This is a genomic window from Cupriavidus sp. C2SS-8b, from assembly GCF_057073745.1.
Window position 1 is genome coordinate 75418 of record NZ_CP172717.1, and the last position, 25301, is coordinate 100718.

General features: G+C 66.6%; 21 protein-coding genes. 12 read left to right on the forward strand and 9 right to left on the reverse strand.

Annotated features, from left to right (window positions below):
• Positions 1–190 precede the first annotated feature (190 nt).
• Positions 191–844 carry a response regulator gene (locus ACIGJB_RS17330; protein ID WP_483733546.1) on the reverse strand — a complete coding sequence of 218 codons (654 nt, stop codon included), beginning with the start codon at positions 842–844 and terminating at the stop codon, positions 191–193.
• Positions 841–2892 carry a type IV pili methyl-accepting chemotaxis transducer N-terminal domain-containing protein gene (locus ACIGJB_RS17335; RefSeq protein ID WP_483733547.1) on the reverse strand — a complete coding sequence of 684 codons (2052 nt, stop codon included), beginning with the start codon at positions 2890–2892 and terminating at the stop codon, positions 841–843. The genes ACIGJB_RS17330 and ACIGJB_RS17335 overlap by 4 nt, the downstream gene beginning before the upstream one ends.
• A 343-nt stretch (positions 2893–3235) precedes the next feature.
• On the opposite strand from ACIGJB_RS17335, the gene ACIGJB_RS17340 reads away from it, so the two are divergent.
• The 3 genes from ACIGJB_RS17340 to ACIGJB_RS17350 are packed head-to-tail and all read left to right on the forward strand — an operon-like array spanning position 3236 to position 5769.
• Complete coding sequence (locus ACIGJB_RS17340; RefSeq protein WP_483733548.1) at positions 3236–3661, forward strand: hemerythrin domain-containing protein; 426 nt, start codon at positions 3236–3238, stop codon at positions 3659–3661.
• A gap of 22 nt (positions 3662–3683) precedes the next feature.
• A complete protein-coding gene (locus ACIGJB_RS17345) occupies positions 3684–5006 on the forward strand; it encodes a hypothetical protein (protein ID WP_483733549.1) in 1323 nt (440 codons plus the stop codon).
• Entirely contained in the window at positions 4999–5769 is a 771-nt protein-coding gene (locus ACIGJB_RS17350; RefSeq protein WP_483733550.1) for a Crp/Fnr family transcriptional regulator, read from the forward strand. Before ACIGJB_RS17345 ends, ACIGJB_RS17350 begins: the two co-directional genes overlap by 8 nt.
• On the opposite strand, the gene ACIGJB_RS17355 is transcribed toward ACIGJB_RS17350, so the two are convergent.
• Positions 5700–6881: an NAD(P)H-dependent flavin oxidoreductase gene (locus ACIGJB_RS17355; protein ID WP_483733551.1), complete on the reverse strand. Its 1182-nt coding sequence runs from the start codon at positions 6879–6881 to the stop codon at positions 5700–5702. The genes ACIGJB_RS17350 and ACIGJB_RS17355 overlap by 70 nt on opposite strands.
• 256 nt (positions 6882–7137) lie before the next feature.
• On the opposite strand from ACIGJB_RS17355, the gene ubiU reads away from it, so the two are divergent.
• Genes ubiU through ubiT form a run of 3 tightly spaced genes read left to right on the forward strand, consistent with a single transcriptional unit; the run spans position 7138 to position 9571 of the window.
• On the forward strand, positions 7138–8166 hold the full coding sequence (ubiU, locus tag ACIGJB_RS17360) for a ubiquinone anaerobic biosynthesis protein UbiU (RefSeq protein WP_483733552.1): 1029 nt from the start codon (positions 7138–7140) through the stop codon (positions 8164–8166).
• 29 nt (positions 8167–8195) lie between these two features.
• Positions 8196–9110 (forward strand): U32 family peptidase, encoded by a 915-nt coding sequence (locus tag ACIGJB_RS17365; protein ID WP_483733553.1) that lies wholly within the window; start codon positions 8196–8198, stop codon positions 9108–9110.
• Positions 9107–9571, forward strand: a complete 465-nt coding sequence (gene ubiT / locus ACIGJB_RS17370; protein ID WP_483733554.1) for a ubiquinone anaerobic biosynthesis accessory factor UbiT — start codon at positions 9107–9109, stop codon at positions 9569–9571. Before ACIGJB_RS17365 ends, ubiT begins: the two co-directional genes overlap by 4 nt.
• Before the next feature lie 37 nt (positions 9572–9608).
• On the opposite strand, the gene norR is transcribed toward ubiT, so the two are convergent.
• Positions 9609–11174, reverse strand: a complete 1566-nt coding sequence (gene norR, locus ACIGJB_RS17375) for a nitric oxide reductase transcriptional regulator NorR (protein ID WP_483733555.1) — start codon at positions 11172–11174, stop codon at positions 9609–9611.
• 143 nt (positions 11175–11317) lie between these two features.
• Here norR and ytfE point away from each other — a divergent pair, with 143 nt between their 5' ends.
• Positions 11318–11995, forward strand: coding sequence for an iron-sulfur cluster repair protein YtfE (gene ytfE, locus ACIGJB_RS17380; protein WP_483733556.1), 678 nt, complete (start codon positions 11318–11320; stop codon positions 11993–11995).
• A 38-nt stretch (positions 11996–12033) separates the two neighbouring features.
• Complete coding sequence (locus ACIGJB_RS17385) at positions 12034–14319, forward strand: nitric-oxide reductase large subunit (RefSeq protein ID WP_483733557.1); 2286 nt, start codon at positions 12034–12036, stop codon at positions 14317–14319.
• 478 nt (positions 14320–14797) lie between these two features.
• Here ACIGJB_RS17385 and ACIGJB_RS17390 read toward each other — a convergent pair whose 3' ends face one another.
• From ACIGJB_RS17390 to ACIGJB_RS17405, 4 genes are all read right to left on the reverse strand, one after another.
• Positions 14798–15640 (reverse strand): TauD/TfdA dioxygenase family protein, encoded by an 843-nt coding sequence (locus ACIGJB_RS17390; protein ID WP_483733558.1) that lies wholly within the window; start codon positions 15638–15640, stop codon positions 14798–14800.
• A 14-nt stretch (positions 15641–15654) separates the two neighbouring features.
• Positions 15655–16629 carry a quinone oxidoreductase family protein gene (locus ACIGJB_RS17395; protein ID WP_483733559.1) on the reverse strand — a complete coding sequence of 325 codons (975 nt, stop codon included), beginning with the start codon at positions 16627–16629 and terminating at the stop codon, positions 15655–15657.
• Between the two features lie 160 nt (positions 16630–16789).
• Positions 16790–17791: an AraC family transcriptional regulator gene (locus ACIGJB_RS17400; RefSeq protein ID WP_483733560.1), complete on the reverse strand. Its 1002-nt coding sequence runs from the start codon at positions 17789–17791 to the stop codon at positions 16790–16792.
• Positions 17792–18002: 211 nt separating this feature from the next.
• Positions 18003–19061 (reverse strand): beta-keto acid cleavage family enzyme, encoded by a 1059-nt coding sequence (locus tag ACIGJB_RS17405; protein WP_483733561.1) that lies wholly within the window; start codon positions 19059–19061, stop codon positions 18003–18005.
• A gap of 401 nt (positions 19062–19462) precedes the next feature.
• On the opposite strand from ACIGJB_RS17405, the gene ACIGJB_RS17410 reads away from it, so the two are divergent.
• Genes ACIGJB_RS17410 through ACIGJB_RS17425 form a run of 4 tightly spaced genes read left to right on the forward strand, consistent with a single transcriptional unit; the run spans position 19463 to position 23320 of the window.
• Positions 19463–20455, forward strand: a complete 993-nt coding sequence (locus tag ACIGJB_RS17410; protein WP_483733562.1) for a Bug family tripartite tricarboxylate transporter substrate binding protein — start codon at positions 19463–19465, stop codon at positions 20453–20455.
• Between the two features lie 45 nt (positions 20456–20500).
• Complete coding sequence (kce, locus tag ACIGJB_RS17415; RefSeq protein WP_483733563.1) at positions 20501–21436, forward strand: 3,5-dioxohexanoate:acetyl-CoA acetone transferase; 936 nt, start codon at positions 20501–20503, stop codon at positions 21434–21436.
• A gap of 31 nt (positions 21437–21467) precedes the next feature.
• Positions 21468–22556 carry an AraC family transcriptional regulator gene (locus ACIGJB_RS17420; RefSeq protein WP_483734705.1) on the forward strand — a complete coding sequence of 363 codons (1089 nt, stop codon included), beginning with the start codon at positions 21468–21470 and terminating at the stop codon, positions 22554–22556.
• A gap of 17 nt (positions 22557–22573) precedes the next feature.
• Positions 22574–23320: an SDR family NAD(P)-dependent oxidoreductase gene (locus ACIGJB_RS17425; RefSeq protein WP_483733564.1), complete on the forward strand. Its 747-nt coding sequence runs from the start codon at positions 22574–22576 to the stop codon at positions 23318–23320.
• Positions 23321–24092: 772 nt separating this feature from the next.
• On the opposite strand, the gene ACIGJB_RS17430 is transcribed toward ACIGJB_RS17425, so the two are convergent.
• Positions 24093–25280: a c-type cytochrome gene (locus ACIGJB_RS17430; RefSeq protein ID WP_483733565.1), complete on the reverse strand. Its 1188-nt coding sequence runs from the start codon at positions 25278–25280 to the stop codon at positions 24093–24095.
• Positions 25281–25301: the final 21 nt, after the last annotated feature.

The window sequence follows — 25301 nt, forward strand, 5'->3', positions numbered from 1 at the left end:
TCCAGGTTTTGGGCCGATAGGCCACGCTTGTCATCTGGGCTTGTCGCTGTCCGGGCCCCCATTGCTGCAGCGGGTCCGTGGACAGGCTTCGCCACGTAATTTCAGCGTAGCCGAGCGGCCAGCCCGGTCCTTCCGGAACGCGACTGAAAACGGTGTAGGAATCGGACGACGCACCGCGCGCAGGTGGCGCCTAGCCCGCCTCGGTCAGGCCATGTTCCACCGCATAGACCGCCACCTGCACGCGGCTGGCGAGGTTGAGCTTCTTGAGGATGTTCTGCACGTGGATCTTCACTGTGCTTTCGGCGACGCCCAGGTCGCGTGCGATTTCCTTGTTGCTTTCGCCACGCGCCAGCCCCTGCACGATCTCCCGCTCGCGTGCGGTCAGCCGCGCGGTATCGTCCAGGCGCGCGGGCGCCGGTGACGGGGCGCGGAACTGCTGCACGAGCTTGGCGGTCATGGCGTCGGAGATCACCGGCTCGCCGGCGGCGGCACGGCGGATGGCACTGGTCAGGGCCTCGGTCTCGATGTTCTTCAGCAGGTAGCCGCGCGCACCACTGCGCAGTGCGGTGGCCAGCTCCTCGGCCTCTTCGGAAACGGTGAGCACGATGACCGCGGAGTCGGGCAGGTCCTCGACCAGCAACTGCAGCGCCTCGAGCCCCGACAGGCCCGGCATGTTCAGGTCCAGCAGGATGACGTCCGGACGGTGCTGCTTGGCGCGCTTGATGCCTTCGACGCCGTCGGCCGCTTCATCGACGATCTCGAAGTCGGACTGCCGCTGCAGCAGTGCACGGATGCCCGAGCGGAACAGCGTGTGGTCGTCGATCAGCAGGATGCGGATGGTCATGACAGGGACTCCTGGGTTGGGCGCGGCAACGCTTGCCCCGCGGTGGAATGGGGTTCGGCGCGCGCGGCCTGGCCGCCGCGCGGCAGCACCAGCTCGATGCGCGTGCCCTGCGACGGGCGGGCCTCGATGGCCAGCCGCGCGCCGAGGCGGGCGGCGCGCTCACGCATGATGTTCAGGCCGACGTGCACCTCGTTGTCATGCCCGAGGTCGGCCGGATCAAAGCCCTCGCCATCGTCTTCGACCACGAGCCGGAAATCGTGGCCGTGGCTCAGCGATACGGTGACGTGCGCGGCCATGGCATGCTTGCGCACGTTGGACAGCGCTTCCTGCAGGATGAACAGCACCTGCAGTTGCTGCTCGGGCTGCAACGGCAGGTTGTTGCCACGGTCGTCGATGACCAGCTCGGCTTCGGTGCGGCACTGGCGGCGGAAGCGCTCGACGGTCTCCTCGACGGCGGGCCGCAGCTCGCCGGGCTTGAGCCGCGAGCGGAAGTTGTTCAGCAGCTCGCGCACGTCCTGGTAGCTCTCTTCGACGCCGTGGCGCAGCATCGGCACCAGTTCCCGGGTTTCCGCCAGGTCGTCGCGGTCCACTGCGTCGCTGAGAAGCTGGACCTGCAGGTTCAGGAAATTCAGGCCCTGCGCAATGCTGTCGTGCAGGCCTTGCGCGACCAGGTTGCGCTCTTCGACCACCGCCAGCTGGCGCGCCCTGGCTGACAGCCGCAGGTGTTCCAGGGCGATGCCGAGGTGCTGCGCCAGCGTTTCGAGCAACTGGCGGTCCGACGCGGGCAGCTCGCGCGGCGCGCGGAAGTGCAGCACGAAGGTGCCGATGGCGCCGCGCTGGCTTTCGATGCGGAACGCCGCCATGGCCGAGAAACCTTCGCGCGTGCAGGGCGAAGGCTGCGCCAGCAGCGGACGGCGCGCCGTCTTGCGCAGGTCGGCAATGGCGACCACGCCTTCGTGCGTAGCGTCGCCGCAGTGGCAGGCATCCACGGCCATGCAGTGGTCGGCTTGCGCCAGCGCCGCGGGCAGGCCCGACGATGCGAGCAGGTGCAGTTTGCCGTGCTGGGCATCCATGACGCGCACGGAGCCGCCATCGGCATCGAACAGCCGCATCACGCGCTGCAGGAAGCCGCGCGACATGGCTTCGGCATCGCGCGCCCGGTTGAAGAAGGCCGCCATGTCGTAGAGCGTTTCGAGGTCGCGGTTCTGGCGCTCCAGTTCTGCGGTCTTGCTGGCCACGCGTGAAGCCAGGTCCTGGTACAGGTCCTGCAGCTCGTCCGCCATGCGGTTGAAGCCGGCGTTCAGGGTGCCGAACTCATCGCGCGTCTCCACCGGCAGGCGCAGCGTGAATTCGCGCGCAGCCATGCGGCGCAGGCCGTCCTGCAGGCGCAGTACCGGCAGGATGATCCACAGGTAGAGCAGGTAGATGACCGCCACCGTGCCCACGCACGCAATGGCTGCCAGCCCGGCCTGGGACAGCCGCAGGAGGTCGGTCTTGCGCGCGCTGTCGTGCTCGATCAGTACGACCAGCCGGTCGGCCTGGGCCACGAAATCGGGCAGCGCCTGCACGTACGCGGGACCGTTGCCGGCCTGCGCCAGCGGCCGCAGGCGCTGTTGCCAGTCATGCAGGACCCGGTCGAGCTGGGCATGGATGGCGGGCTCGTCGGGCAGGAACAGGGGCCGTACCGGATTGCCCTTGCGCAACTGGGCCAGCGTGTCGTCCAGCGCCTGGATCTGGTCGTTGCGCGCGCTGGGGTGGCCGGTGGCGGCGAGCCCCAGTTCGATCGCCACGCGGTTGGCGCGCATGCGCAGGCTGCCCGCATCATTGATGGCCGCGCCCGCGCCCTCGAGCTTCCACGACAGCCACAGCGTACCGGCGATCATGGTGAGCACCACCAGCAGCGACGCCAGCGACAGCAGGATGATGCGCGTGGACAGGCGGTGACGGGGCGGCGTCAGGCCAGCGGCATCGGGAAGCGGGCTGCCGTCCGCGAACGGCGCAGTGTCGGTGTCCGTATCGGGGACGGCATGGGAGTCAGGATCAGGCATGGGAACAAGGTCTGGGGACTGGGGGCGGTCAACCTTACGGGCGATTGTCCGCGCCGACGCCTTGGCTCAGCATGCGCCAGATCAAGAAAACGCCATTCCGTGACACGTTTTGTGCGGCGTGCTGCGCTTGGGGCGCAGTCCGCGCGCCTCGCTTGCGGGTCCGTGGCTCCCCGCTTTTGAAATATCACGGCGTGATATAAAAACGACGGTTCGTCTCCCGGCGCCACATAGACCCTGAGGGTGGTCGGGTCTTGCCCTCGAATCTCGCGCGGACTTATTCGCGATCAAGTCCGGCCCGCGAGACGGGTCCTAGCATCCATCGGACTGAACCCGGAGAACCACCATGTCCAGCGGCATTGAAACCCTGGTGCGCCAGCACCGCGATTGCGACCAAGCGCTTGAGGACCTTGAAGCCTGCCTGCGTAACACCGACTGGGAAGCGGCCGCTGGTGCGTTCGCGCGCCTCGACGCCGCGCTGCAGGGCAATTTCTCGGCCGAGGAGGAGCGGCTGTTCCCCGCGTTCGAACAGGTCGCAGGCTCCGCCAGCGGCCCCACGGCCATGATGCGGCACGAACACGACGAAGTCCGCGGCTTGCTCGACAACGCACGCGAATGGCTGGAGCTGCGCGACGCCAACGCACTGGCCGCCGAAATCGACACGCTGGTTGTGCTGCTGCAGCAGCACAACCTCAAGGAAGAAAACGTGCTGTTCCCGATGTGTCGCGCGCGCGTGCCCGGCCTTGACGCCTTGCTGGCGAACGCCGGCTAACGCAAGCGAAAGGATATCCACCTTGAAAGTCGCCAGCCTCGACTATGAACGCGCGCCGCGTCCCGGCGTGGTGTTCGGCTGCCTGATGCCGGCGCCCTGGCTCGGCGCCGCCGCGGGCCTGCTACTCGCGCTCGGCCCGGCGGCCGGGCTGCCGGACAGGTTCGCGCCGCTGACGCTTGCCGCCGTGCACGTGCTGGCGCTTGGCATGCTGCTGCCCGTCATGCTTGGCGCGCTGTTCCAGATGATGCCCGTGGTGGCGGGCGTGGCGGTGCCGGGCTCGGGCGCGCTCGCGCCGCTGGTGGCACTGGTCGCCGGCACCACGGCCGGCGCGCTGGCCGAGGGCTTTCTCGGCGGCGGCACCGCACCCTTCCGCCTTGCCGCCGTGGCGGGCGGCCTCTTGTTGCCGCTCGCGGGGAGCTTGCTGCTGCTGGCCGGGCGGCGCGTCGCCGCGGTGGATGCCACCACGCGCACGCTCGCCGGCATCGGCGCACCGCTGGTGTTGACCGGCCTGCTCGGCGCGGCCCTGGCAGGCATGTTCGGCGGGTTGTGGACGGTGCCGCCGTCGCAATGGCTGGCACTGCACATGGCCTGGGGTCTAGGCGGCTGGCTTGCCGCGCTGGTGACGGGCATCGCCACCACGGTGCTGCCGATGTTCTGGCAGGCGCCACGCCTGCCGCGCTGGCTGGAGCGCTGCCTGCCGCTAGGGCACTGGCTGCCGCTGCTGGGATTCAGCGCGGTGGTGATTACGCAGCCCGATGGGGCGCTGGCGCGCTGGTCCCTGTTGCCCTGGCTGCTGTTTGCGGCGTTGGTGGCCGGCTTTGCGCTGGCGACTACACTGCGTGCGCGGCGGCGCCATGATCCGGTCTGGCTGCTTTGGCCGGTCGCGGCCACCAGCCTGCTGGCCGCGGCGCTGTTGGCGGCGGTGCTACCCGTGGTACCCGAGCCCTGGCAGGCGACGCTGTCGTGGTGGGTCGGCACGCTGGCGCTGGTCGGTGGCGGCGTGGTGCCGGTGACCGCCATGCTAGGCAAGATCGTTCCGTTCCTGGTTTGGCTGCACCTGCGCCGGCTGCTGCCGCCGCGCGCGCGCGTGCCGGCCATGCAGGCCATCATCACGCCCGCCACGCAACGGCGCCAGGCGTGGCTGTTGCTGGCGGCTTTCGCGATGCTGCTGGCGCTGCCGCTCGCGCCCGCGTGGCTGGCGCGCACCGGTGGCCTGGCGTTCGCGCTGGCCAATGCCTGGCTCGGGTTGCAGTTGCTGAAGGCAATGCGATGCATGCGCGCCATGCGTGCGCGGGGCGGGTTGCCGCCGCGCAAGCCACTGGCGCAAGGAGTTCACCATGGCTGAGATCGTGATGCTCGACCGGTTGCCGCTGTTCCGTGGCGTCGATGGCCGCGTGCTCGACGCAATCGCTGCCGCGGCGACGCAGCGGCGCCTGCAGAAGGGCGAATTCCTGTTCCGCCGCGGTGAACCCTGCCGCGGGCTGTTTATCGTGATGGACGGGCTGGTGAAGCTTTCGCTGCCCGCCGCCGCTGGCAGCGCAAAAGGCGCGGAACGCGCGATCGAGGCCTTTGGCCCGGGTGCCGTGTTTGGGGAAGACGTGGTGTTCGTCGACGCCCCGCAGCCAGCCGACTGTCAATCGATGGCGCGCACCACGGTGCTTTGCATCGACAGTGCCGCACTACGGCAGGCGATGGCCCGGGATCCGCTGCTGTCCGCGCGACTGCTGCGCAACCTGTCCGGCCGGCTGCATGCGCTGATGCGCGATATCGAGGCCACCAGCCTGCATAACGCCTTGCAGCGCGTGGCCGGATTCCTCCGGGATGAAGCGCGCGCGGGGCGCCGCACGTGGCTGGCGTGTACGCAGCGCGTGATGGCCTCGAAGCTGGCCATCACGCCCGAAACCCTGTCGCGCGTGGTCAGCCGCTTCTGTGCCGAAAACCTGGTGCGGCTCGAGCGCGGAAAGATCTTCCTGCTCGATGCCGAAGGGCTGGGACGCCTGGCGGACGACGGGTCACGCGCGGACGTCCCGGCCGTCGCTCATGCCGCGACGGTGGCTTCTGTCGCCGGTGTGGCGATGGCAGTGGGCTTTTCGCCGGTCAGCAGGTAGTGGATCAGGTCCGCCACCGGGCGGATCGCTTCGCCGAACGGCAGCGTGCCCTTGCCGCGGAAAAACAGCCCGCGCTCCACGTCGCCGCGCACGGCTTGCGCCAGCTTCAGGTCGATGCAGAACTGGCCGATGCGCGATACGCCATCGCGCAGGCCGCAGGCCTGCAGGCAGTCAAAGCCTTCCAGGCAGTCGCGGGCCTTGGCGCGGCGCTGCAGGCGGCTTTCGCTCGACAGGTAGCGTGACAGCCACGGCGTGAGCACCGCGCGCGCCGGCAGGCCCGCCACGCTGGTGAATTCGCGCAGGTCATCGGGGCCGGCGGTGGCCAGCACCTGCTTGAAGGCCGGATGGGCGTCGCCTTCCTCGGTCACCGCAAAGGCAGTGCCCAGCTGCACCGCGGCGGCGCCTTCGCCGAGCCAGTGGCGCACCTTCGCATGGCTGTTGATGCCGCCGGCCAGAATCAGCGGAACGCTGTCCCACGCGAGCCCGAGCGTATGGAACAACTCGCGGCATTCCGCCAGCACGCGCGCGAACGAAAAGCGGTCTTCGCCGAGGTCCTGGATGGTCGACGCGCCGAGATGGCCGCCGGCATGGGCCGGGTGCTCGACCACGATGGCATCGGGCAGCCGCCCCTTCTTCATCCACTTGCGCAGCACCAGGCCGATGCCGCGTGCTTCCGACAGGATCGGGATCAACGCCATCTTCGGGTAGTTGGCGGTCATCTCCGGCAGGTCCAGCGGCAGGCCCGCGCCCATGACGATGGCATCGGCGCCGCTTTCGCAGGCCTGGCGCACCAGTTGCGCGTGCGAGCCCACGGCTTTCATCACGTTGACCGCGACCAGGCCGCGCCCGCCCGACAGTTCGCGTGCGGCCTGGATCTCGCGGTCCAGCGCGACGAGGTTCGCAGCCTCGATGCGCGCCTTGTCGCGCGTGCCGCGGGTTTGCGCGAGCAGGTCGGGGTGGTGGTGGCGCAGGTCGATGCTGGCAATGGTGCCCACGCCGTTGTGCGAGGCCACGGTACCCGCCAGGCGGTGCGCGGAAATGCCGATGCCCATGCCGCCCTGGACGATCGGCAGCAGCCGGCGCCCGGCCAGTGTCAGCCAATGTTCTGTCATGAAGGTCTCGCTTATCTGAAACTACGTGCGGCCCGCGATATCGGACCGCGCACGAACGGCCAAGGGTGGCACAGCGCCCGGCGCGGGCGTTTGCCTCAGGTCAAGCGGCGGCCGCCCCCTGCACCAATGGCGTAGGCCGACCGGTCTATGCCGCAAGGCGTTGCGGCGCGGTTTGCGCGTGGTCAAGTCCACACGCGAAGTGCGTCGCTAGCATCTGCGCTGGCCGAATTCCCGCGCCGCAAGCGGCGCTTCCGACATGACAACCTCATCTTCCGTGCGGGCGCGCGTCCCGCAGCTGGTCGCGCCTGCCGGCTCGCTGACCGCGTTGCGCGCGGCGCTGGAGCACGGCGCCGATGCCGTCTACCTGGGCCTGCGCGACGCCACCAATGCCCGCAATTTCGGCGGGCTCAATTTCACCGAGGCCGATATCCGCACCGGCGTAGCGGAGGGGCATGCGCGCCACCGCGAGGTGCTGTTCGCCATCAATACGTTCCCGCAAATGGGTGAAGTGGCCAAGTGGCACCGCGCCGTCGATGCGGCCGCGGACCTGGGCGCCGACGCGGTCATCATGGCCGATGCCGGGCTGATGGCTTATGCGAGCCAGCGCCACCCGCAACTGCGGCTGCACCTGTCGGTGCAGGGCTCCGCCACGCACGCCGACGCCATCGAACTGATGCGCGAGCGCTTCAACATCAAGCGCGTGGTGCTGCCGCGCGTGCTGTCGCTTGCACAGATCGGCAAGCTGGCGCGGCAGACCAGCGTGGAGCTGGAGGTGTTTGGCTTCGGCAGCCTGTGCGTGATGGCCGAGGGACGCTGCCTGCTGTCTTCGTATGCCACCGGGGATTCTCCCAACAACAAGGGCGTTTGCTCGCCCGCGCACGCGGTGCGCTGGACCGAGCAGGACGGCACCATGCACGCGCGCCTGTCGGGCATCCTGATCGACAGCTACGCGCCCGGCGAGCCGGCCGGATATCCCACGCTGTGCAAGGGGCGATTCGAGGTCGAGGGCGAGCGCGGCTACGTGCTGGAAGAACCCACCAGCCTCAACGCGCTGTCACTGCTGCCGGCGCTGCTCGACATCGGCATCGCCGCGATCAAGATCGAGGGCCGCCAGCGCAGCCCGCGCTACGTGGCCGATGTCGTCGGCGTGCTGCGCGCCGCCATCGACGCCGCCTGTGCTGAGCCGAAGCGCTTCGCGCCGCGCCAGGAATGGCAGGGCACGCTGGGCCGCCATGCAGAAGGCGACCAGGTGACGCAGGGCGCCTACGACCGGCCGTGGCGATGAGCGCGGCAAATCCAACCACGGAGTCATTGATGCGGGAATCATCCACACCGGGCGCGGCCCGGTTCGGCATCGCGCTGGGACCGCTGCTGTACTACTGGCCGCGCGCGACGGTGATGCAGTTCTATGCCGACGTCGCCGATTCGGCTGTCGATCGGGTCTACCTCGGCGAGACCGTCTGCACGCGCCGCCACGAGCTGCGCCATGCGCACTGGCTGGAAATCGCGCAGATGCTGGGCGAAGCCGGTAAGGAAGTGGTCCTGTCCACGCCGGTGCTGATCGAGTCCGACACCGATATCGCCTGCATGCGCCGCGTCTGCGAACAGGACGATTACCTGGTCGAGGCCAACGACGTCGGCGCGGTGCGCTGCATGGGCGGGCGCCCGTTTATCGGCGGCCCGCACCTGAACGTCTATCACGCCGATACGCTCGCCTGGCTTGCCAGCCTTGGCGCCCGCGGCTGCGTAGTGCCGGTCGAGATGGACGGCGCCACGCTGGCCGCGCTGTCGGCAGGGCGTTGCGCGGGCGTGGCACTGGAGGTGCTGACTTGGGGCCGCATGCCGCTGGCCTTCTCGGCGCGCTGCTTCACCGCGCGCCATCACCGGCTGCGCAAGGACGCCTGCGAATTCCGTTGTCTCGACTACCCCGACGGCCTGGTTGCCGCCACGGGGGAAGGCCAGGACTTCTTCACGCTTAATGGCATCCAGACCCAGTCGGCGACGTGCCTGGACCTTTGCGGCCAGGCGCAGGCCATGGCGCATATGGGGGTCGACATGCTCCGCGTCAGCCCGCATTCGAGCGGGACGCTGGAAGCGGTGGCCGCGCTCGCGGCGATCCGCGCCGGCGAACGTGCGCCCGCGCCGAGCGGCGTCATGCCGGCCGGCGCGCAACCGTGCAATGGCTATTGGCATGGACGCCCTGGCATCACGTGGGAGGACCGGCCATGAGCGTACTGCAAAGCCTGCTTGCCCGCGTGCATCGCCGCATGCCGGCCAGGGCCCGCGCATTGCCGCTGGTCTCGGCGCTGGAGCTCGCGCGCCGCGCCGGATGGCTGGAGCCGCCCGCCGCGCTGAACGGACACACCTTCCTGCTGACTGTCGAGGATCTCGGCCTGGATGTGCCGTTCCGTTGCGAGCAGGGACGCTTCCGCTCGGCCGGCCGCGGCGCCGGGGAGCCCGAGCTGACGCTGCGCGCCCGCGTGCCCGACTACCTGCGCCTGCTGGCGGGACAGTGCGATACCGATACGCTGTTTTTCCAGCGCAAGCTGGTGATCAGCGGCGATACCGCGCTCGGGCTCGAAGTGAAGTACTGGCTGGACGCGGCACCGCGGCCGCCATGGCTGGAACCGCTGGTGTCGCGGCTGGCCGCGGGGCTGGGCGTGGCGGCGCCGGAGACAGGGCATCGCTGATGCGCAGGCGGCTTGCGCACCGTCATGGCCGAGCCGCCTATTTGCACCCGAGCCGCTTCGCCAGCTTGTGCAGATTGCTGGCGTCGATGCCGAGCTGGCGCGCGGCCTGGGCCCAGTTGCCCTGCTGCGCGTGCAGCGCTTGTTCGATGCAGTCGCGCTGGGTCTGCTCGACGGCGTCGCGCAGCGTGGCGCCGGCTGCCAGCGCCACGTGGGGGCGTACGGCTTCCGTGCCATGGGCAACCGGTGTGGACGCATCCGGCGGGGCCGCCAGGCTATCCAGGTCGAGCAGGTCGGGCTCCAGCGTCACGATGTCATTGCGGTTGGCGCCGCGGCTCACGGAGCGCAGCGCCGCGCGGCTGACCACATGCTCCAGTTCGCGCACATTGCCGGGCCAGCGGTAGCGGCGCAGCGCATCCTGCGCGGCCGGCGACAGCCGCAGGCTGCGCATGCCGAGCCGCGCGCGGTTCAGTTCCAGGAAGCGCCCGGCCAGCAGCAGCACGTCATTGCCGCGCTCGCGCAGCGGCGGAATCGGGATCGGGTAGACCGACAGCCGGTGGTACAGGTCCGCGCGGAACGAGCCGTCGCGCACATGGTCGCGCAGGTTGCGGTTGGTGGCGGCGATCACGCGCACATCGACGCGGCGCGGCTTGTCGGAGCCCAGGCGCTGGATCTCGCCGTTCTGCAGCGTGCGCAGCAGCTTGGCCTGGATGGCCAGCGGCAGCTCGCCGACTTCATCGAGGAACAGCGTGCCGCCATCTGCCGCTTCGAAGCGGCCGGGCCGTTCGCCCGTGGCGCCCGAGAACGCGCCCTTGACATGGCCGAACAGCTCGCTTTCCGCAAGCGATTCCGGCAGCGCGGCGCAATTCACGTGGACCAGCGGACGTTGGCTTCGGCGCGACAGGCGATGCAGCCGGTGCGCGAACAACTCCTTGCCGACGCCGGTTTCGCCGAGCAGCAGCACCGGCAACTCCGAATCCGCCACCACGTCCAGCTCGTGCAGCAGCCCGGTGATGGCCTCGCTCTGCCCGACGATCTCGCTCTCGTCGGCTGGCAGCTCGTTGTCGGGCGTCTTGCCGCGCGACAGTTGCAGCGCGCGGATATCGGCTTCCAGCCGCGTGGTGCGGATGGCGGTCTCGACCAGCAGCGTCAGTCCGTCCAGCTCGGCCTGCGCGGCATCGTCGAAGGTGCCGACCTGCAGCGCGTCGAGCGTGAGCACGCCCCATGCGCGGCTATCGAGTTCCAGCCTGATGCCCATGCAGTCATGCACCGGCAGTGGCTCGCCCACGTGCTCGTCGATGAGGCCGTCATAAGGGTCGGGCAGCACGCTGTCATGGTGGAAACACGTGACGCCGCGCCGCGCCAGGATGGCGCCGAGGCGCGGATGCAGGCCGACCGCAAAGCGGCGTCCGAGCGCGTCGCGCACCAGCCCGTCCACGGCCACCGGACGCAGGTGTTCTTCTTCGAGCCGCAGCAAGGCCACGGCGCCACAGCCGAAGTACGCGCGCAATGCGCTGACCAGCCGCTGCAGGCGCACGGCATGCGGCAGCTCCGCCAGCACATCGGACAGCAGCTCGGTATAAATATCCCGCTGATTCAGGGTCATAAACACCTTAAACGGTAAAAACAACCGCGGTTCAAAATGGGTGAATTATACCGTCGTTTTGGTAAGTCAATGATTTATATGAAGTAAAAAGCTGGCACGATACTCGCGTAGTGATGTGCGATCCATTCGAGAAGGAGCACATCATGCGCTTGCAAGACCAGCCTCTGGGCCAGCTGGCCCGCCGTATTCCGGGTGCCACGGGCATCTTCCACGACTATGACCTCGACTTCTGCTGCGGCGGCAAGCAGACGCTGCGCGATGCCGCGGCCGCCAAGGGCCTGGATGCCGAAACCATCGAAACTCGCCTGGAGACGCTGCAGCGCGACAGCGAGCCGGTGCAGACCGACTGGGGCGCCGTGCCGCCGGCCTCGCTGATCGCCCACATCCTCACGCGCTTCCATGAGCGCCATCGCGAGCAGCTGCCGGAACTGATCCGCCTGGCCCGCCGCGTGGAGCACGTGCACGGCGACCGGCCCGATTGTCCGCTGGGCCTGGCCGACCACCTGGTGGTCATGCGCGACGAACTGGAAGGGCATATGCAGAAGGAAGAGCTGGTGCTGTTCCCGATCCTGGCGCGCGGGATGCAGGCCGCCGCCGCCGCGCCGATCTCGGTGATGCGCATGGAGCATGACGACCACGGCGAAGCGCTGCAGCGCCTGGCCGCGCTGACCAACGACATCACGCTGCCGCGCGCGGCGTGCAATACCTGGCGGGCGCTGTACCTGGGCCTGCGCACGCTGCGCGAAGACCTGATGGAACACATCCACCTGGAAAACAACATCCTGTTCGAGCCGGCTGCCACGCAAGCCGCCAACGACTGAGCCAACGCCAACATATCCCCAATAAAGCGAGCCTTATCATGGGTCCCTATCGCAGACTCTGGTTCCTGCTGATCGCCGTGCTGGTGGTCACGTTCTCCCTGCTCGGCTACTACGGTGTCGAGGTTTATCGGCAAGCGCCGCCCATGCCGGCCAAGGTGGTAGTCAGTGATGGCCGCACGCTGTTCACCGGCGAGGACATCCTCGACGGCCAGACCGCGTGGCAATCGGTCGGCGGCATGCAGCTTGGTTCCATCTGGGGCCACGGTGCCTACCAGGCGCCGGACTGGACCGCCGACTGGCTGCACCGCGAGCTGACCGCCTGGCTGGACCTGGCCGCGCAGCAGCAGTACAGCCGGCCGTACGCCAAGCTTGACGGCCCGTCGCAAGCCGCGCTGCGCGAACAGTTGCGCGCCGAATACCGCGGCAACAACGCCGATCCGCAGACCACCGTGCTGACCGTGTCGCCGCGCCGCGCGCAGGCCATCGCGCAGACCGCGGACTACTACGACCGCCTGTTCTCCGACTCGCCCGATCTGCACACGAGCCGCGAGCACTTCGCAATGAAGGAGAACACGCTGCCGAGCGCCGAGCGCCGCGCGGAACTCACGCATTTCTTCTTCTGGACGGCTTGGGCCGCTTCGACCGCGCGTCCGGGGCACGAAGCCACCTACACCAACAACTGGCCGCATGAGCCGCTGATCGGCAACCACCCGACCAGTGAAAACGTGGTGTGGTCGGTCGTCAGCGTGGTGGTGCTGCTCGCGGGCGTGGGTCTGCTGGTGTGGGCCTGGGCGTTCCTGCGTGGCAAGGAAGAGAACCTGCCGCATGCGCCGACACGCGATCCGCTGCTGGCCGTGGCGCTCACGCCGTCGCAGCGCGCGCTGGGCAAGTACCTGTTCCTGGTGGTTGCGCTGTTCGTGTTCCAGGTGTTCCTGGGCGGCTTTACCGCGCACTACACCGTGGAAGGACAGAAGTTCTACGGCATCGATGTCTCGCAGTGGTTCCCGTATTCGCTGGTGCGCACCTGGCACATCCAGAGCGCGCTGTTCTGGATCGCCACGGGCTTCCTGGCTGCTGGCCTGTTCCTTGCGCCGCTGATCAATGGCGGCAAGGACCCGAAGTTCCAGCGCCTGGGCGTGGACGTGCTGTTCTGGGCGCTGGTGATCGTGGTGGTTGGCTCGTTCACGGGCAACTACCTGGCCATCGCGCAGATCCTGCCGGCTAACCTGAATTTCTGGCTGGGCCACCAGGGCTATGAGTATGTGGACCTGGGCCGCCTGTGGCAGATCGGCAAGTTTGCCGGCATCGTGATCTGGCTCGTGCTGATGATGCGCGGTATCTGGCCGGCGCTGCGTACACGCGGCGGCGACAAGAACCTGCTTGCACTGCTGACTTCGTCCGTCGTCGCAATCGGCCTGTTCTATGGCGCGGGCCTGGCCTACGGCGAGCGTACCAGCCTGACGGTGATGGAGTACTGGCGCTGGTGGGTGGTCCACCTGTGGGTGGAGGGCTTCTTCGAAGTGTTCGCCACCACGGCACTTGCTTTTGTGTTCTGCACGCTTGGCCTCGTGTCGCGCCCGATGGCGACGGCCGCGAGCCTGGCCTCGGCATCACTGTTCATGCTTGGTGGTATTCCGGGCACGTTCCACCACCTGTACTTTGCGGGCACCACCACGCCCGTGATGGCGGTCGGTGCCGCGTTTAGCGCGCTGGAAGTGGTGCCGCTGATCGTGCTGGGCCATGAAGCATGGGACAACTGGCGCCTGAAGGACCGCGCGCCGTGGATGGCCGACCTGAAGTGGCCGTTGATGTGCTTCGTCGCGGTGGCGTTCTGGAACATGCTGGGCGCGGGCGTCTTCGGCTTCATGATCAACCCGCCGATCTCGCTGTACTACATCCAGGGGCAGAACACCACGCCGGTGCATGCGCACGCCGCGCTGTTCGGGGTGTATGGCTTCCTTGCGCTCGGTTTCACGCTGCTGGTGCTGCGCTACGTGCGTCCGGCCTACCGCCTGAGCCCGGCGCTGATGAAGACCGCGTTCTGGGGTTTGAATGCTGGCCTCGTGCTGATGATCAGCACCAGCCTGCTGCCGATCGGCATTATCCAGTTCCTGGCCAGCGTGGAATACGGAACCTGGTATTCGCGAAGCGAGGCGTTCATGCAGCAGCCGATCCTGCAGACGCTGCGTTGGGTGCGGACGTTCGGTGACGTGGTGTTCATCGTCGGTGCCGTGTCGTTCGCGTTGCAAGTGGTGCTGGGCCTGTCCAATCGGACGGTCTCTGCGGATCCGCAACCGGTGGGAATGGAGCCTGCACGGCGGTGAGTTGTTGATTGGTTGATGTAGTTGCCGGGCCCGCTGAAGTGCGGGCCCGCTTTGTTTTGCACCAGCATCTGCGTGTTGATGTCGTCCCGCCTGCCGACTACTGAGCCGCGCAGCAGCCGAAGGCGATGATGCGATATCGCTAGCAGTGTCGGGCCACGGACAGGTTCGGGGCTGGTTCAATCATTGCCGGAGAGCCTGCAGACGGACGCGCTCCATGCGGCAGGCAGCGGGGCATTCTCTGAAGCGAATACCCGTACGAAATTCTTCGCACACTACGATCAATATTCGCCCGTTAGGGCAAGCGACGCGTTTCTTTGCCTACTTTCTTGTCGCTTGGACAAGAAAGTAGGTCGCCGGCTACGCCGGCGAAACAGCAGCGCCTGCCAAGAACGACGCCCCGCAATTCGGCGATGAACCCTCGCCTTTTGGCCACGAGGGAGCATTGGTGACTGATCGGAAAGTCATACCCCCAAAAAAATCAAAACGGCCTATCCCCCATGATCGTAGCGCGCTCCATCCTTCGCGGCGCAGGCCAGTAATCACTGACCGCATAGTGCTGCGTGGCCGCGTTGTCCCAGACCGCAACACTGTTGGGCCGCCAGCGGAATCGCACCTGATACTCCGGAATCGCAGCCTGGCTGAGCAGGTAGTTCAGCAGCAGGCTGGCGCCCGGCGTCTTGTCTTGCCCGAAGCGCACGTTCTCCGGCGTGTGGTAGTTGATGAAGTGCGTCGAAAACGGCGTGACATACAGTATCTTCTCCCCCGTCTCCGGATGCGTCCTGACCACCGGATGATCGACGAGCGGATGCTTGCGCACCAGTTCCTCCCGTTCCTCCGTCGACATGATCGCGCCGAACGAATGCTCGATGCCATGCTTCGCGCGCAGGAGCGAAATCTTCTGCTTGATCTCTTCAGGCAGGTTCTTGTAAGCCTCCACCATATTCACCCAGATGGTGTCGCCACCGACCTCCGGACACGAAAGGCAGCGCAGCACCGCCCCCTTGGGCGGGCTCGGGCGCCACGAGGCATCGCTGTGGTAGGTGTTCTCGAAGTGATCCCGCTTCTCGCTCTTGTAGATCTCGATCAGGCCCGGATAGCCGGGCACCGTGTTGTTGACCGGGTGGTCTTCCAGCTCGCCGAAACGCCGTGCAAACGCCACATGGTCTTCGCGCGTGATGTCCTGGCCGCGGAAAAACAGCACCCGGTGCCTCAGCAGCAGCGCCTTGATTTCCGCGGACAGCGAATCGTCGCGCGCGACCTCGGCCAGGCTCACGCCAGTCAGTTCGGCGCCGATCGAGCAGGTAAGTTGATTGATTTTCATGGTGGCCTTCGCTGTCAGTCGGCGGTGAGCACGATCTTGCCCAGGTGCTGGCTGTCCGCGATATACGCATAGGCATCGCCGATCGCATCCAGGGAAAAGGTCTTGTCGATCGGCAGACGCAGCTTGCCGCCGCGGAACGACGGCAACAGGTCGCGCGCGCAGGCCTGGATGCACGCGATGCGCTCCTGCTCGGTGCGCGTGCGGAACGTGACGCCGATGATCTTCAGGCGATTCAGCCAGAGCAGGTTGATATCGACCTGTGCAGTGGCGCCACCGCCCAGCCGGGCGATATTGACGAGGCGGCCCTTCACCGCGAGGCTCTTGATATGGTCCTCGAAGACCGTCCCGCCGACGGTGTCGATGATGACGTCCACGCCACGCTTTTCGGTGGCCGCCATGATCGCCTCGACCTGCGCATCGCGCGATGCATTGACGCCCACGTCCACGCCGAATTTCGCGAGGCGTTCGAGCTTCTGCGCCGACCGCGACGACGCGATCACCGGCCGGGCGCCAAGGGCCGACGCGATCATGATCGCCGCCATGCCCACGCCGCCCGACGCACCGTTGATGAACACCGATTCGCCGGACTTCAGTTCGCCATTGCTCACCAGTGCGTCGTGGGCGGTAATGAACACGTTGGGGAAGGCCGCCGCATCGACCCACGACACATCATCCGGCACCGGCATCAGCGCCAGCGGCGCCGCGATCACGAACTGCGCGTGGCAGCCACGGCCGTGGCCCATGACGCGGTCGCCCTCGCGCCAGTCCCTGACCTTTTCGCCGACGCTGATGACTTCACCGGCGAATTCGACGCCCGCGGTCATCGGGTTGCCGGCCCGATGTTCCCGCATGTACTTGAGTTCGCCGTAGTTCAGGCCCGATGCACGAACCCGGACCAGGACGTCTTCGGGGCCGGGCTTCGGAACGGGGATATCCCGCACCTCGATGCGACCGCCGTCGGCGCCGGGAATGACTTGTGCCGCTTTCATGCTGCCTCCTTTCGTATCACTGGATGGCAGCGATTCTCGGCATTTCCGGAGGGCGGTGCTTGTCGGGCGGCGCCACAACTTGACGGATTGCGCCAGTTGCCGGCACAGGGCCGGGATCGCGAGAAGCATCGACAGGCCGGTGCTCAGGGAGCGACCGGTCTCAACGGTTCATTTCAGCGCGCCAGCGCGTCGGCGGCGTGCCGAACTGCGCGCTGAACCAGCGCGAGAACGTGCTGACCTCGGCGAACCCGACCAGCAAGGCCACCTGGGACACGGGGTAGCGGATATCCCCCAGGTAGCGGGTGGCCAGCCCGCGTCGGACCTCATTCACCAGCGATGAGAACTCCAGGCCTTCCTGTTCGAGCCGGCGCTGCAGCGTTCGCGCGCTTATGCCGAGCTGCTGGCCGACTTGATCGATGCTGCCCTGTCCGCGTGGCAGGAGCATGTGGACCGCGCGCCGGACATTGGAGGCCGTGGAAACCTGGCGGCCGTGAGGATGCTGGTCGAGGAACTCGCGGGCGTAGCGCGCGAGATTGACGTCGCCCAGCGGATTGGGCCGGTCCAGGTCGCGCCGGTCCATGACGATGCCGTCAAAATCGCAGCCAAACTCGACGCGTGTCCCGAACAGCCGGTGATGGACGTGGAGGCTTGCCGGCGCGGCATGCGAGAAATGCACGCTGCGCGGCTTCCAGCTTCCGCCAAGCATGGACTTCATCAGGCTCAGCAGTGCGCCCACCGAAAGTTCGACGGGCTGCCGTCCGGGAAGCGCCCGTTCCGTAATCAGCTGCTGCCGGACAATGGCGGTCTCGCCAGCTTCCTCGACATGCACGAAGACGGATTCGCTCAGCAGGTGGCGATAGGTATCGAGCTGGCCCAGCGCATGACGCAGCGTTGGCTGGTGCTGCAATACCAGGCTGATCGGTCCGAAGTCCGACAGCCGCCAGGATTCGGCCATCAACAGGCCCACCGCGGCGCAGCTGGACGATTGTTCGGTGGAATCCAGAACCTTTGCCAGCCAGGGCTCCGGCACATGGAGGTCAGGCGAAACGATGCACGAGCGATCGGCGCCCACGTGGTGGATCATGCGCTCGGGGTCCACGCCAATGGTTCGGGCAATCTCGGAATACTTCACCAGGAGGGCACTGCGGATCAGGGTGCTCATAGGGCTTGGGGGCGGTCTTTAGACGTCCGGCGCCGCGCTTTTGCGCTGTGTCACCGGCCCTGAAGGTAGGCACCCACCCGTGCCATGTCAATACTCCTACATAGGATTCATCGTAAACACCTACCGGGGGGAAGCCGTCGGGTCTTCGCTGCGGCACATGCCTGGTGGAAACGTGACCTCCCGGATGCCCCCGCGCCTCAGCCCAGCGCCTTCACTGCGTCTTGCGCAGGAAGCCCTGCGTGCCGCCGTTGCGGTTGGGCGCGAAGCCGTTGGCCTGCAGCGACTCCTCGACTGTGTCGTAGAACACGCCGATCTTGCTGATCTCGCGCGCCTCCTTCGCCGTCGCGATCTCGCGGCCGAATTCGTGCGAGATGCGCACCAGCTGCTCGATCTGCTTGACCGTGCTTTGCTTCGCCGTGCGCTTCTGGTTCCAGATGCCGTCCTCGATGCCGCACCGCACATGCAGGCCCATGGCGATGCCCATCATGTTGACCGGCAGCACATTGCGCACGTTGCTCTCCACTGTCACCACCGCGCCGTCGGGCACGCCGCGCATGAAGTTGCCCAGGCTGTAGATGTTCGGCGTGTCCATGCCGCCGCCGATGGCCACCCAGTTCATCACCAGCGGCCCCTTGTAGAAGCCGCGGCGCATCAGGCGTTCCACCGACTCGAAGCTGTTGGTGTTGTAGCACTGGAAGGCGCTCTGGATGCCCTTGGCCGTCAGGCGGCGCACATGTTCCTCGACCCAGCCCGGTTGCGCGGGCACGGTCATCTCCTTGTAGGCCTCGAAGATGGCCGGATTCTCGCGCGAGGTGCCGCGGAAATCGGCGTCTTCGGCGTGGTCGGTCACGTTCATCTGCGACGTGTTGACCGTCACCGTGACCTGGTCGGGCGTGGGTTCGAGATCGGCCAGCATGTGGCGCGTGTCGTCCGACAGCCACTTGGCGGCCTGGCCCTCGTCCTCGGGCGCGAACGAGATCGAGCCGCCCACCTGGATGATCATCTCCGGCACCGCCTTGCGCACGCCGGCGATCAGCTCGTTGAACATCGACAGGCGCTTGCTGCCCTTGCCGTCCAGTTCGCGCACATGCAGGTGCAGCACCGTGGCGCCGGCGTTGTAGCAATCCACGGCCTTCTGGATCTGCGCTGCCATGGTGACCGGAATGTCTTCGGGGAAGTCCGAGGGCAGCCAGCCCGGCGCGTACGGCGCGGCGGTGATGATCAGCGGTTGCTGGTTCTCGGGGAACAGGTGGCCGTCGAGAAAGTTCATGGTGTGTCTCCAGGGGAATGCTGTGGTCGGGTCAGGAGACGGCCGTGTCGGCGGGGGTTCTGGTCTCCGTGTTTCCGGCTTGGATCCGGTTCACTGAGTATCTTTGTCGCCCGCCGCGCACGCTTGTCTATCCGGGACATCCGTTTGTCGAGTTGGGACCGGCCTGGGGCAGGCGACGCGGACCACACGTGCGCCACCGGACTGGCGCGGCGCTGGAATCGCCCCGTGCGACATCGGCAAGGTTGGAGCGCCTGCTGTCACGATCTGCACATTTCTGTCGCGCGATGCAAAGCGGCCGGCTGCCCACGCCCACAGAATGCTCCTGACGGCCATATCAAAGCCGGGCCAAGGCATCCAGGGATGGCACGGACCCGGACCAAGAGACCCCCTAAGGAACCGCGATGAAGTCCTTCCCGAAGTTTGCACGCCAGGCGCTGGCGCTGATGATTGCCTCGACTGCCCTGCTGCCGGTGGCGCAAACCGCGAATGCGGCCGAATGGCCAGCCAAGCCCGTGCGGATCATCGTGGGTGCGCCGCCGGGCGGAACCGCCGATATCCTGGCGGGCTTGTTTGCGCACGAACTGCAGCGCCCGCTCGGACAGCCGGTGATCGTTGACAACAAGGCCGGCGCGGCGGGAACCATCGGCGTGCATGGCATGCTGTCGGCACCGCGGGACGGCTATACGTTCCTGCTGATCCAGAAGGGTATCGTCGCGGAAGTGCCCCACGTCATGAAGGTCACTTTCGATCCGTTCAAGGACCTCGTGCCCGTGACGCAGCTGACCCGGCAGGGGCTTGTGCTGGTCGGCAAGCCCGGCCTGCCCGCGAAGAACCTTGCGGAGCTGATTACCTACATCAAGGCGAACCCGGGCAAGATCGACTACGCGAACTTTGGTGCCGGCATGCGCGGCCAGACCATCGGCGTGCAGTTCAACCGGCTGGCCGGCCTGAATACCGGCACCGTGAGCTACAAGGGGTCGCCCCCTGCGCTGCAGGACGTGATGGGTGGGCATGTCCCGCTCATGTTCGACGGCCCGGCCACTTCGCTGCCGTTCATCAAGTCGGGACAACTGAAGGCATTCGCCATTGCCTACCCGAAGCGGATCCCGGCACTGCCAGACGTGCCCACGTTTGCCGAGCTCGGCTTCCCGGACCTGAAGGAAGTGAGCTGGATGGGCCTCTGGTCCGCGCCGGGCGTACCGCCCGAGGTGCTTGCCAGAATGCGCGAAGCGACGCTCAAGGTCATGCAATCGCGCGATGTCCAGAAGAAGATCGAAGACCTCGGCATGGAGGTCGGCTCGGCGGCGACCAGCGAAGAGCTTTCCCGGGACGCGCGTGAATCGTACGAACGCCAGGGCAAGCTGCTGCGCTCGATCAACTTCACCCCGGATTGACGGTTCATTCCTGCGCCTGCAAGAAATCGAACGGAGACAAATTCCATGGCAGCACCCCAAAGCAAGGTCATCGTGACCTGCGCCGTGACCGGCGGCATCCACACGCCGACCATGTCGCCTTATCTGCCGATCACGCCGGCGGAGATCGCCAGTGAAGCCATCGCGGCAGCCGAAGCCGGTGCTTCGATCGTCCACCTGCACGCTCGCAAGCCCGACAACGGCCAGCCGTCGCAGGACCCCGCGCTGTTTCGCGAGTTCCTGCCGGTTATCGCCGAGCGCTCGGATGTCGTGATCAACCTGACCACGGGCGGCGCGCCGAACATGCTGGTGGAAGAGCGCCTGCAGCCTGCCTTGCAGCTCAAGCCGGAAGTGGCGTCGCTCAACATGGGCTCGATGAACTTCGGCCTTTACCCGATGCTCGAGCGGCACAAGGAATTCAAGCATGACTGGGAGCGTCCCTACCTGGAGGGCTCCGAGGACCGCGTGTTCCGCAATACCTTCAAGGAGATCCGCTACATCCTTGAAGCGTGCGCGGACAATGGCACGCGCTTCGAGATCGAATGCTATGACACCAGCCATCTCTACACGGCGGCGCATTTCGTGGACCGGGGCATCCTCAAGGCGCCGTTCTTCATCCAGTCGGTGTTTGGCCTGCTGGGCGGCATCGGCTCGCATCCAGAAGACGTGATGCACATGCGCAGGACGGCGGAGCGGCTGTTCGGCAAGGACTACTACTGGTCGGTGCTGGGCGCAGGCCGCAGCCAGTTCCCGCTGGCCACCATGGGGGCGTCGATGGGCGGCAACGTTCGCGTCGGGCTGGAAGACTCGCTGTGGGACGGCCCGGGGCAACTCGCGAAGAGCAACGCCGGACAGGTGCAGCGCATCGTGTCGATCCTGAAGTCGCTGAACCTGGAAGTCGCCACCCCGGACGAAACACGGGACATGCTGCAGCTGAAGGGCAAGCATGCCGTCGCGTTCTGACGCAGCCGATCCGCCGCACAGCGGGTATGCCATGCAATCCGTCGGCAAGCTGATCCGCAGTGCGAGCCTGAACGGCTATATCGCGCTGGTGACTTCGCTCGGGCGCGACCCGCACGCCTACCTGCGCGCGGTCGGGTTATCGGCCGCGCTGCTGGAGAACCCCGAGCAACTGATTCCCAGCCATGCCGTGCGCGAACTGCTCGAACTGACCGCGCAGGCTACCGGCATGGAAGACTTCGCGCTGCAGCTGGCCGGGCAGCGGACGTTCTCGAACCTGGGGCCCATCAGCCTGGTCCTCAAGGAAGAGCCGACGCCGCGGCAGGCGCTCGATACCTTGTGCCGCTACCTGAAGCTGCTCAGTGCAACGCTGGTCACGCACATCGAGGACAACGGGCACGCCGTCGTCGTTCGCGAGGACCTGCTGCCGAGCCCCGGCCTGTCCACGCGCCAGGCGATGGAGCTTGCCGTGGGCGTGAAGTTCCGCATTCTGCGCGAACTGATTGGTCCGCGCTGGCAGCCGGTCGAGGTCTGCTTCACGCACCGGGCTCCGGCGGATGCGAGCGCGCACCGCGCCTTCTTTGGCTGCCTGCCGAAATTCAACCAGTCCTTCAACGGCATGGTCTGCATGGCGGCCGACCTGCAGATTCCGCGCACGCCAGGCGACCCCGGCGCCGCTCGCTTTGCGCGGGACTATCTGGAAGCGGCGCTGCGGCGTCGCGACGAGGGCGTGCGCGAATCGTGCCGTGCGCTGATGCTGGTGCTGCTCCCCGCCGGCCGCTGCACGGCCGAACAGCTCGCCCATCGCCTGCGCGTCGACCGCCGCACGCTGCATCGCTATCTCAGCGCCGAAGGGCTGACGTTCTCGACCCTGCTCGAGCAGGTGCGCCTGGAACTGGTGGTACGCCATCTGCAGGAAAGCGACCAGCCGATCGGCGAAGTGGCCGGCTTGCTGGGCTTCTCGACGCTAAGCAGTTTCAGTCACTGGTTTCGTGGTGCGTTTGGCTGCAGCGCGACCGACTGGCGCAGGCAGTTTTCGCCGGCCATCAGGCCAGTTTCCGCCGGACCCGTGCCGGTACATGCAGTGACCGCGATGCCTGCGGACTATTCCACAGTGGATTGATCCTTGGAGAGAGAGACATGAAAAATGCCGTCGTGCTGGTGACCGGTGCCACATCCGGAATCGGCTATGCCGCAGCACTTGCATTCGGTCGTGAGGGGGCGCGGCTGGTTTGTTCCGGCCGCAACGAGGCTTCTGGTGCCAGGCTGGTCGCCGAATTGCGCGAACTGGGCGCCGAGGCCGAGTTCGTGCGTGCCGAGGTCAGCAGTGAAGACCAGGTCCGCCATCTTGTCGATCACACGGTCGCCCGTTTCGGGCGGCTCGATGTGGCGGTGAACAGCGCGGGTACGGAGGGGACGCCCGGATCGATCGTCAACCAGACCGTCGAATCCTATTCCGCGACGTTTGATGCGAACGTGCTGGGAACGTTCCTGAGCATGAAGCACGAACTGCGCGTCATGCTCGCGCAGGAACATGGCGTCATCGTCAATCTGTCGTCCACGATGGGGAGCCGCGGCAATCCGCAGAATCCGATGTATGTAGCGAGCAAGCACGCGATCGAAGGCCTGACCAAGTCGGCAGCGCTTGACGCGGCGCGCGCCAATGTTCGTGTGAATGCCGTCGCACCGGGGCCGATCGACACTGGCATGCTGGATCGCATTGCGGGTGGTTCCGCCAAGGTCGCTGCGGTCGCGGCCGGCATTCCGGCCGGACGTATTGGTACGCCGGAGGAAGTGGCCGACGCGATCGTGTTTTTGGCGTCGGACCGCTCTCGATACATCTCGGGGCAGGTTCTGGCTGTGAATGGGGGGAAGACGGCTATGTAGCAAAGAAGGTTCTTCGGCGACTTGCGGGGGCATCGTGCTTGGCAGGCGCTGCTGTTTCGCAGGCGTAGCCTGCGAGTCACTTTTTGTCCGAGCGACAAAAAGTAACCAAAAAACGCGTCGCTTGTCCTAACGGACGAATATTGATCGTAGTGTGCGACGAATTTCGTACGGGTATTTGCTTCAGAGTCTGCCCCGCTGCCTGCCGCGTGGTGCGCGTCCGTCTGCAGGCTCTCCAACAATGATTGAACGAGCCCTGAACCTGTCCGTGGCCCGACACTGCCAGCCATATCGCATCATCGCCTACGGCTGCTGCGCAGCTCAGTAAAAACCCAGAAAAGCGAGGTAACGGAAGCACCGTCGCCAGCGCCGCTGATGCCGTGACTAGCCGACTAGTGAGCCGCGTAGCAGCCGAAGGCGATGATGCGATGACGGTGGAAGCAGGGGCCACGGACAGGTTCAGGGCTGGTTCAATCACGGCTTGAAAGCCTGCATGCGGACGCGCTCCATGCGGCAGGCAGCCAGGCACGCTCTGAAGTTCATACCCGTACGAAATTCGTCGCACACTACGATCAATATTCGTCCGCTAGGACAAGTAAACGCGCTTCTTGCCTACTTCTTGTCGCTTGGACAAGAAGTAGGTCGCCGGCTACGCCGGCGAAACAGCGGCGCCTGCCAAGCACGATGCCCCCGCAATTCAGCGATGAACCGCAAACAAGGGGGTTCGGGGCGATGATTGGGGTTGTCGATCCTTGCAGGACACACCCCCTCATCCTCAATGAACAAATCCGCCCTTTACAAACCTGACCGGTTCGTCATCCATCCGCAGTACCAACGCCGTGAGCCCGTCGGCGCCCCGCGCCCCACGTGGCGCTTCGATGGAGGGCCCTGATCGGCAAACCATATCCGCATCCGACCACTCTCTAACCCCCGGCGCACCGCGCGCCCGCAGCCACCCTTTGCGGTCGGCCAGCAACTCCATCCCACCCAGCCCATCGGCGGACACGCCCGCAATCCGCGCAAACACCTCCCACGCATGCGCAGACGCCGCCACGCAGTTGGCCCGAAAGCGCGGCACGCCAGCAGGCAAGGTGCCATCGCGCGTCAGCAGCAAGGTCTGGAACCGTGGATCCAGCATCGGCAGCGAGCCAATATCTCCATCAAACGCGACCACACGCACGCGCTGCCCAACCGCCCACTGCGCAAGCGAACGTGGCGACAACTCATCACCGCATCGCACGGGCGTATCAGGCAATCGCAGGGCGATCGGCCAATTGCCGTTGGCGATCACGCCGCTGCCTGCGGCCAGCGCCTTCATGTAGTCCAGTACCGCCCAAGCATCGGCATCGTTCAGCGCATGGCCAAACGCGGGCATGGTGACCTCGCTCCGCGCGTTGCGCATGCCATCCACGACATGCCAGAACAACTCGCCATCCGCACGCCGAGCGAGCAGCGGACTGACCAGCGTAGGCGGCCAGCGGTGCAGTGAAGCCGCCAGCGGTCCTTCCCCGCGACCATCCTCCCCATGACAGGACGCGCAGTGCTGCGCATAAACCTTCGCACCGCGCGCGATGGCATCCACGGAGAACCCTGTGGGGCTGGCGTGGAAACTCGTCGGCGCCGCAGCACTGAACAGCAGCGACGGCGACGGCCAGGGCGCAAGGACGAGAGACAGACCGGTGATGGCAAGCAAGACACCGCGGCGGCGGCGCCACGCAATGGCCATGGCGACAAACAACAGCGCCACCACCACCGCACCGATCGACCACGCGAGATGCCGTGCCAGGCCAAGGTCGATCAGCAGCGTTTCCCCGGCAATGCGCCGCGCCCACGGCCAGGCGGGCTGGCCGTGGGCATCTCCGGTCAATCCCAGCGCATGCCATAGCCGCAGCAGCGCAAGCTGGCCTTCCTGGAGCAGGACAAGCAGGGTGTTGAGCCACGCCTGCACAGGCAGGCCGTTCATGGGCACACCGCCCCATCAACC